The organism is Tardiphaga sp., from assembly GCF_044340795.1.
Classification (GTDB): domain Bacteria; phylum Pseudomonadota; class Alphaproteobacteria; order Rhizobiales; family Xanthobacteraceae; genus Tardiphaga.
Genome location: NZ_JBIISY010000266.1, coordinates 1 through 7,872, shown reverse-complemented (window position 1 = coordinate 7,872; position 7,872 = coordinate 1). Strand labels below are relative to the sequence as shown.

Annotated in this window: 6 protein-coding genes and 1 pseudogene; all 7 read right to left on the bottom strand. The window is 62.4% G+C overall.

Annotation, left to right across the window (positions count from 1 at the left end; genetic code table 11):
- Nucleotides 1-805, bottom strand: an 805-nt coding sequence (locus ACIQ17_RS28150; RefSeq protein ID WP_398472687.1) for an ATP-dependent metallopeptidase FtsH/Yme1/Tma family protein, incomplete at its 3' end; no start/stop codon positions are given.
- A 196-nt stretch (nucleotides 806-1,001) separates the two neighbouring features.
- Entirely contained in the window at nucleotides 1,002-2,042 is a 1,041-nt protein-coding gene (gene tilS, locus ACIQ17_RS28145) for a tRNA lysidine(34) synthetase TilS (protein WP_398472685.1), read from the bottom strand.
- A gap of 52 nt (nucleotides 2,043-2,094) precedes the next feature.
- The gene (gene ybgF, locus ACIQ17_RS28140) at nucleotides 2,095-3,144 is read right to left on the bottom strand and encodes a tol-pal system protein YbgF (protein ID WP_398472683.1); all 1,050 of its coding nucleotides are present in this window, start codon (nucleotides 3,142-3,144) and stop codon (nucleotides 2,095-2,097) included.
- Nucleotides 3,145-3,321: 177 nt separating this feature from the next.
- Nucleotides 3,322-3,819 carry a peptidoglycan-associated lipoprotein Pal gene (gene pal / locus ACIQ17_RS28135; RefSeq protein WP_398472681.1) on the bottom strand — a complete coding sequence of 166 codons (498 nt, stop codon included), beginning with the start codon at nucleotides 3,817-3,819 and terminating at the stop codon, nucleotides 3,322-3,324.
- A 278-nt stretch (nucleotides 3,820-4,097) separates the two neighbouring features.
- Nucleotides 4,098-4,838 (bottom strand): N-acyl amino acid synthase FeeM domain-containing protein, encoded by a 741-nt coding sequence (locus ACIQ17_RS28130; RefSeq protein ID WP_398472679.1) that lies wholly within the window; start codon nucleotides 4,836-4,838, stop codon nucleotides 4,098-4,100.
- 162 nt (nucleotides 4,839-5,000) lie between these two features.
- Complete coding sequence (locus ACIQ17_RS28125) at nucleotides 5,001-7,331, bottom strand: putative bifunctional diguanylate cyclase/phosphodiesterase (protein ID WP_398472677.1); 2,331 nt, start codon at nucleotides 7,329-7,331, stop codon at nucleotides 5,001-5,003.
- Nucleotides 7,332-7,517: 186 nt separating this feature from the next.
- A pseudogene (gene tolB / locus ACIQ17_RS28120) lies at nucleotides 7,518-7,872 on the bottom strand (Tol-Pal system protein TolB); the annotation flags it as partial.

Here is a 7,872-nt window from a genome sequence, read left to right as displayed (position 1 = left end):
CCAGACCAGCGCCACGATGCCGACCAACCGCATCGATTTCATCAATGAAGATGATGCAGGGCGCGTTCTTCTTGGCCTGCTCGAACATGTCACGCACGCGGGAAGCGCCGACGCCGACGAACATTTCGACGAAGTCCGAACCCGAAATGGTGAAGAACGGCACATTGGCTTCACCCGCGACCGCACGCGCGATCAGGGTCTTACCGGTACCGGGAGGGCCGACTAGTAGCACGCCGCGCGGAATGCGGCCGCCCAGGCGCTGGAACTTGCCGGGGTCGCGCAGGAATTCGACGATCTCCTGCAGGTCCTGCTTGGCTTCGTCGACGCCTGCGACGTCCTCGAAGGTCACGCGACCATGCGCCTCCGTGAGCATCTTCGCCCGCGACTTGCCAAAGCCCATCGCCTTGCCGGCACCGCCCTGCATCTGCCGCGACAGGAAGATCCACACGCCGATCAGCGCGATGAATGGCAACCATGAAACGAGCAGCGAGACGAACCACGGCACATTGTCGCCCGGCGCCTTCGCGGTGATGGAGACCTTGGCGTCATACAGGCGCTTGATCAGCGTCGGGTCAGACGGGGCGTAAGTGTGGAAGGTCGAGCCATTGGTGTAGGTGCCGTTGATCTCCGGCCCCTGAATGACAACGTCGCGCACCTTGTTCTGATCGATATCGCTCAGGAGCTGCGAGAACGGGATGTCCTGCGAGGCGGCGCGCTGACCGGGATTCTGGAAAAGCGTGAACAGCGCCAGCAGCAGCAGCACGATAATGACCCAGAGGGCGAAATTGCGCAGATTCGCGTTCATCGATCTTCCTTCGTCACCGCTGAAAACCGCGGCTCTTTTCCCTTGCATCGCCACAAGGCGATCACCCTGGGTCAGTCGGTTGCAATTTAAGTGCGACAGGGGCCGCTGCCAAGGGAACTGGGACGGACTATTTAACGCATCTAGGTGCTTTTCCGGTTGAAATCATGGCAACAACGGTCGGGTTTTCCGGAGGTGGTTAAGGTCTTTTGCGCGATACCGAGCGACGCGGTGGTGCCGGTGCAATCTTCAGCCGATTGCGGGTCAGCGAAATGACCGCGCCGGCAAGCGTTTGTTTCAGCAGAATACCGTCTCCCCTCGTCGCCATGGCCTGTTCCATCGCCACGGACAGGGTCTCGACCTTGCCGAGTTCTGCCGGCCCCTCGTGGCCGACATCATTGATCATCCGCAACAGCAACCGGACGCGGATTTCCTCGGCCAGCCCCAGAAATGCAACCGCATCGATGGCCTCTGGCACAAGGCCCGGGCTGCGCAGAGCGAGAAAGCGCTCGGCGCCATCGGCCATCAGTTCAAGCGCCTCATCAGCCCGCGCGAGGCGCGCCGCCAGACGCGCCAGATTGCGTGAATCCATCCCTTCAGACGCCAGATCGGGCATCAGGGCACGCAGCCGCGGCCGGGTGAAATGCGGGTCCGTATTGGTGGGGTCGACCGCGTAGCCCAGCCTGGCCTTCCTGAGTGTCGCGATCAGCTGCGATTTCGAGAGTTGCAGGAGCGGACGAACGATCTGGATATCACCGCGATCGGTCTGTGCGGCCATGGCGCTCAGGCCGGATAGGCCACTGCCGCGCGCCATTCGCATCAGGACAGTCTCGGCCTGGTCATCGCGCGTATGCGCCGTCATCACATGGCCAGCACCGGCTTTTCGCGCGGCATCGGCAAGCAATGCGTAGCGAGCCTCCCGGGCTGCTGCCGGAAGTCCCGTCTTCGGCTTGTCGCCGGTCCAGCGCAAGGTCCTGTGTGGCAGGTCGAGCGTTGCAGCGAGACGTTTCACCTCACGGGCCTCGGCTGCCGCCTCCGAACGCAAGCCGTGATCGACTGTGACGACCGTCAGTGCCGGACCGCGCTTCAGGCCCCGCCGCCAGCGTGCGGCGAGCCACATCAGGGCCACCGAATCCGGTCCGCCCGAAACGGCCAGAACAAGAGCCGGCGCAGACGCCCAACGGGCGAACAATTGCTTCGCCTGCTGGGCAGAAATCGGGGACTGATCGTCGTCGGCCATGCGCATCCAGAACCGGGGCTTGCCCCGGCTCAGAGCACCGGGCCAGTCCAGCCTAGCACTTGTTGCGCTTCTGCTCGCGGTCCACGCCCTGCTTCACGCCGGTCGAGGCACGCGGATATTTGCGCGCGACCTCGCCGAAAGCGGCGCAGGCGGCTTCCTTTTCCTTCAGCGCGGCCAGCGACTGGCCGAGGCGTAACAAGGCGTCCGGCGCCTTGGCGGACGTATCGTACTTACTGGTGACACCGAGGAACGACTGTGCAGCATCGCGATACTTCTGGCGTTGGAAGTAGCTTTCGCCGAGCCAATATTGTGAATCCGCAATCATCGGATCGTTGGGATATTTCTGGCCAAAATTGCGCATGGTCTCTTCCGCCAGCGCATAATCGCGGCGCTGCATGTAGCCAAGGCCGAGGTCGAACTCATCCTTCGGCGTCGCCCCGGGCGGCAATGTGGTCAGAGCCGGAGCGCCCCCGCCCTGCGCTGCACTACCCTGGCCGAGCGGCAGCGGCTCGCCCACCTCGCGTCCGCCGGGAGCGCCCACGGGCGCGTTGGCCTGCATCGGCAACTGCCCACCACCGAGGGCGCGCGGCACGCCCGGCGCATTCGGATTGGCATTAGGATCGAAAGCGTCGTTACGGCGGCCACCGCGCGGAGCCGGCGCGGAATCCTGCGCGATCGGTGCGGGAGCTGCGTTGCCCTGCTGGTTGTAGGGCTGCTGGCCGTAGCCGGGCTGTGCAGCCGGCGCCTGATTGTAACCACCCTGCGGAGCCTGCAGCGGGACCGGCTGTCCAGGGGCAGCGGCGGCATTCGGGCGTGCGCCACCCGCCGGCGGCGCGCCGCCGGCCTGCAACTGGCGCAGCTGATCTTCGAGCTGTCGGTTACGGAACTGCAGTTCCTCGTTCTGGCCGGTCAGCTTGCGCAGCTGGCCCTCCAACTGCTCGATCCGCATTTCCGGATCGACGCCACCATCCTGCCGACCATAGGTCTGCGGCCGCTGCTGCTCCTGCTGCTGCCCCCAGAACTGCGCCGAGACGGGCGATGCCGTGACAAGCATGGAAGCGAAAAGCGCGGCACCGGCGAGCGACTGGAATTTGAATGACATCTTGGCCTGAGCGATGACTGAAACGCGCCCCGATGGCGCAGGAAACGATGAGTGCTGCACTACGCCGGAATTGTGACTTCAGGCAGCGACAAAGCCGCCCGAATCCAAATAGCCACTCACACGAAAACGGCGCCTGCCCGTTCAGGCAGACGCCGCCACTCATATCACATCAAACGCTCAGGCGCCGGCGTTCAGCACGGTCACCGCACGGCGGTTCTGCGACCAGCACGAGATGTCGTTACACACCGCGACCGGGCGTTCCTTGCCGTAGGAGATCGTGCGCATACGGCTCGGATCGATCCCACGCGAGGCGAGATAGCTCCGCACCGACTGGGCGCGACGGGCGCCGAGAGCGATGTTGTATTCGCGGGTACCGCGCTCGTCCGCATGGCCTTCGATGGTGAAGGAATAGCGGTTGTACTGCTGCAGCCACTGCGACTGCTTGTCGAGGGTAGCCATGGCCTGCGGCGACAGCTCGGTCTGATCGCTTTCGAAGAAGACGCGATCGCCGACATTGACGACGAAGTCCTGCTGGCTGCCCGGAGCAGCTGCACCAGCCATCGCGCCATCAGCGCCGCCCATGCCGTTCTTGTTCGCGCAGGCGCCCATCGAGAGCGCCACAGCCAACACGGCAGCCAGTTTCAATCCCTGGAGGATACGCATCTGCTGAATCATTCCCGGAGCCTCCACGCTCACGCTTTAACCAACTGTCATCGGTCTACAGGGCGTTGGTTAAGCGAACGTTCCGTCAACCTTGACGAGGTGTTGCCAAAACCGATCAAAAGCCACAGGCTGCCGAAAAGCGTCGGCATGGTTAATGCTTATCAAATATGGCGTGACGGTGAAGCGAGCCGTTGATCTCTCTGTTTTTCCGCGGGATTCCATGGAAAACGGCCGCTGCATCGCTGCAGCGGCCGTTTGATCGTCTCACCCCACGCCGCGGCAGGCCTGGTTCAGAGCTGCTGCGCCGAGTTGGCCTGCAGCAACTGGAACTCGGGCGTCAGGAGATCGGGCGCGAGTGGCTCGCTCTTGCGCTCGAACAGGGCCCTCCGCTCGAACTGGCTGGAGCGGAAATACGGGTAACGCTCGAAGATCTTCTCGCGAACCATGTTGAAATCCGCTGCCATCAGGCAGAGCGGCTTCACCAGCGTCGGATAGGGCCGCGGCTCGCACAGCGGAGTCTGCAGGAACACGCGGCGATAAAAAGCACGGTGCTCGGCACGAACGGTGGCGGTGCCGATATCGGCATTGAAATAGGCGCAGGCGACATAGCCAAGGCGAACGGTCAGATAAGGCAGTTCCGGAAACTTGGTGCGGTTGGCCGGATCAGCGACGAAGCGATTGGGATCGACGATGGTCTTGCCGGCTTCGATCTGCGGACGCAGCAGATCACCGAAGGCATCCACCGCCGGCGTGTCCGGATGGTCCGGCGAGCCGACGCTGATCCGCAGCGAGCTGGCCAGTTCGCCATCCATATAGATGCCAAAGGTCCAGGAATTCGGCAGATCGTCGAAACGATCCTTCAGGCGACGCTCGGCCCGTGGCTCGATGGCACCTTCGTGCAGATAGGCCCGATAGCGGAGGCTGTAGATCGCCTCCTTTTCGGCCTCTGTCTCGGCGAGGCGATAATCTACACGGTCCAGAATGTCTTGATGGCGAGGAGAAATATCGGTCACTTGATCGGCCGCAGCCATCATTCCATCTCCACGCGTACAAAACGCAATCAGTATGTGAGTAAGCCGAAGGTTAAAGCTTTATTAAAAGTTGTCAAAGGTTCTGCGCTAGTTTGGTTAACCTTTTACCAACCGGCCGCAGATGAGATGAAACGTGACGGTTTTATTAGCAGTGGGAGAATTTCAGGCCGTGGTGCGGGCCGTCTCGCCGTTCAGCTCCGGCTCGCGTTCACGCCGCCCGTGCGACGCATCGAGCAACTGGCGGACGCGCTGGGCGGGCACCGGACGGCTGAATAGATAGCCCTGGGCCTCCGTGATGGTGCCGTCGGCGCTGATCAGTTCGAGCTGTTCATTGGTCTCGATCCCCTCGACCACCACGGACATGCCGAGATCGGCGCTGAGACGGGCCACGCCACGCAGCAGCGTCAGCGGACGATCCGTATCGATGCCCTCGAGGAACGAGCGGTCGATCTTCACTTTCTGCAAGGGGAAGTTATGCAGATAGCTGAGGCTCGAATAGCCGGTGCCGAAGTCGTCGAGCGAGATCCGGCAGCCCGCGGCATGGAGCTGTGACAGCGCGTCGTGGGTCCACTGCGTATTGCGCAGCAGGGACGACTCGGTGATCTCGATTTCGAGGCGATGCGCGGGCAGCCCAGACACTTCGAGCGCGTAGCGCACTTCGCTCAGCACGTCGCGCTGATGGAATTGCTGCGACGAGAAGTTCACGGCGACGCTGACCGCATCCGGCCAGGTCATGCATTCGATACAGGCCTTGCGCAAAATCCACCGACCAAGATCGACGATCAGCCCCATGTCTTCTGCGATCGGGATGATATCCGCCGGAGAGACCGTGCCGCGCACCGGATGATTCCAGCGCAGCAGCGCCTCGCAGGTCGAGATGCGGCCTGACTTCAGATTGACCAGCGGCTGGTAGTAGATCTCGAATTCCTCGTTCGCGAGCGCCTTGCGCAGGTCGAGTTCGAGGACGCGGCGCGCCTCGACCGTCTGGGCCATCTCGTCGCGGAAGAAGCAGAACGTACCGCGCCCGGACGCCTTGGCGCGATAAAGCGCCATGTCGGCATTCTTGAGCAGATGGTCGGCGCTAACGCCCGGCTCGGTGAGCGCAATGCCGATGCTGGCGCCGATCTCGACCTGATGATTGTCGATCTCGTAGCGTTCGCTGAGACGTTCCACGATTCGCATGGCCAGATCGGCCGCGTCGTGATTGGCCTTGATGTTGCGCTGGAACACGACGAACTCGTCACCGCCGAAGCGCGCCACGAAATCTTCCGCCCTCAGCATTTCGCGCAGACGGTCCGCCACCATGCAGAGCAGCTGGTCGCCGCAGGGATGCCCGAGCGTGTCATTGACCTGCTTGAACACATCGAGATCGACGAACAGCAGCGCCGACATCGTCGAATTGTCGCCCATCTTCAGCATGCGACCGATCTCGTTGCGGAAGCTCATGCGGTTCGGCAGGCCCGTCAGTTCGTCGAAGCGCGCCATGTGGCTGATGCGGGCTTCCGAATTGCGGCGTTCGGTGATGTCTTCCAGCAGCACCACGGTGCCGCCGCCGGCCATCGGCTGGAATTTCCACGAAAGCGCGCGCTCAACCTCATGCGCATGATCGAGCGTGGTGATTTCGGCAGCCTTGGAGCTTTCGATTTCAGCGATGATGGTCATCCCGCTCGCCGCCGAAACGGTGCCGGCATTGACGCACAGCGAAACCAGCTCCCGCATGGTGATGCCGCTGCGAACCGCGAGATTGCCGGTAATCTCCATCATCTCGGCAAAACGATTGTTGAGCACGGCCAGCCGACCATCCGGGCCGAACATGCACAAGCCATTCGGCATGTTGTTCAAGGCGGTGTCGAACTGGCTGGCAATCGAGCCGACGCGTTCGGTCGCCAGCAGGGCCTTCACATAGACGTCGTGCAGGCGCAGCGTGATACGCCGCAGACCGATGAAGAACAGCACGTTCAGGAAGGCGAAGCCGATATAGTAGAAATTGCCATGGATGATCAGCGCCGTCGCCATCGGACCGCAGGCCAGAAGCACCTGCAGTTGCGCGATCTTCGGGCGCCCATAGGTGCGCCCCGCACCGGCGGCGATATAGGCGACGGTCACCGCGGTGCCGAGCATATGCGCGACCGGATCATCACTGCCGAGCAGCACAACCCAGCACCACAGACCGAGCGACGCCGCATAGAGCGAGCCGCCGATCATGTAGTTGCGCTCCCAATGCGCCGCCTCGTCGGGCGTCAGCGTGGTCTCGCGCTTCTCGTATCTGGACAGTTGCAAGGCGCGCAGCGCGCCGATGAGAATGATGAGGCCGGCGCAGGGCCACAAGAGGAGATTGCCGGTCTTGACCGCGGTCATGACAGCGCCAGTGCCGGCACAGACGGCGCCGGCCAGCATGGGGATCGGATTTTCGAACAGGGAGTCGACGAGCGCCGTGTAAATCGACGGCGACATTGACTTGCTATTCGTCCGGCTGTGATCGGCGAGTTGCATCGGGCGTTGGCGCGTCCATTTCAGGCGCACATTGGTACCGGGTCCTGATGAACTCTTTCTGAGGGAACATCCTTAGCGAACTATTTACAGCTGCAGATAAACGGAGAATCTGCCTGCAAATTCAGCGCGGTGGAAAAAGAATGCCGGTAAACGCCGGCAATCAATACCTCTATCGCAAGAAAGTCTTTACGATAACAGCGGCGACCAGGCCGGGTCCGATGCGTAGCCCGGCGTTGGTACCTTGAGTTCGTTACGCCCGGACACGTCGACCGAATAGAGCGACGGACCGCCCCCGACTTCGCGGAAGAACATGACCACGCGCCCGTTGGGAGCGAAGGTTGGGCCTTCATTGTGATAGCCGGAGGTCAGGATACGCTCGCCCGATCCGTCTGGCTTCATGATGCCGATGGAGAATTGGCCACCGCCCTGCTTGGTGAAGGCAATATAGTCGCCACGCGGCGACCAGACGGGCGTCGAATAGCTGCCTTCGCCGAACGAGATACGCTGCGCGCCGCCGCCAGTCGCACCCATGACATAGATC

What these genes read in the sequence shown, in the direction of transcription:
- pal (WP_398472681.1), bottom strand. Translation starts at nt 3,819, where the DNA reads ATGATTCAGCAGATGCGTATCCTCCAGGGATTGAAACTGGCTGCCGTG.
- ACIQ17_RS28130 (WP_398472679.1), bottom strand. Translation starts at nt 4,838, where the DNA reads ATGGCTGCGGCCGATCAAGTGACCGATATTTCTCCTCGCCATCAAGAC.
- ACIQ17_RS28125 (WP_398472677.1), bottom strand. Translation starts at nt 7,331, where the DNA reads ATGCAACTCGCCGATCACAGCCGGACGAATAGCAAGTCAATGTCGCCG.
- tilS (WP_398472685.1), bottom strand. Translation starts at nt 2,042, where the DNA reads ATGGCCGACGACGATCAGTCCCCGATTTCTGCCCAGCAGGCGAAGCAA.
- ybgF (WP_398472683.1), bottom strand. Translation starts at nt 3,144, where the DNA reads ATGTCATTCAAATTCCAGTCGCTCGCCGGTGCCGCGCTTTTCGCTTCC.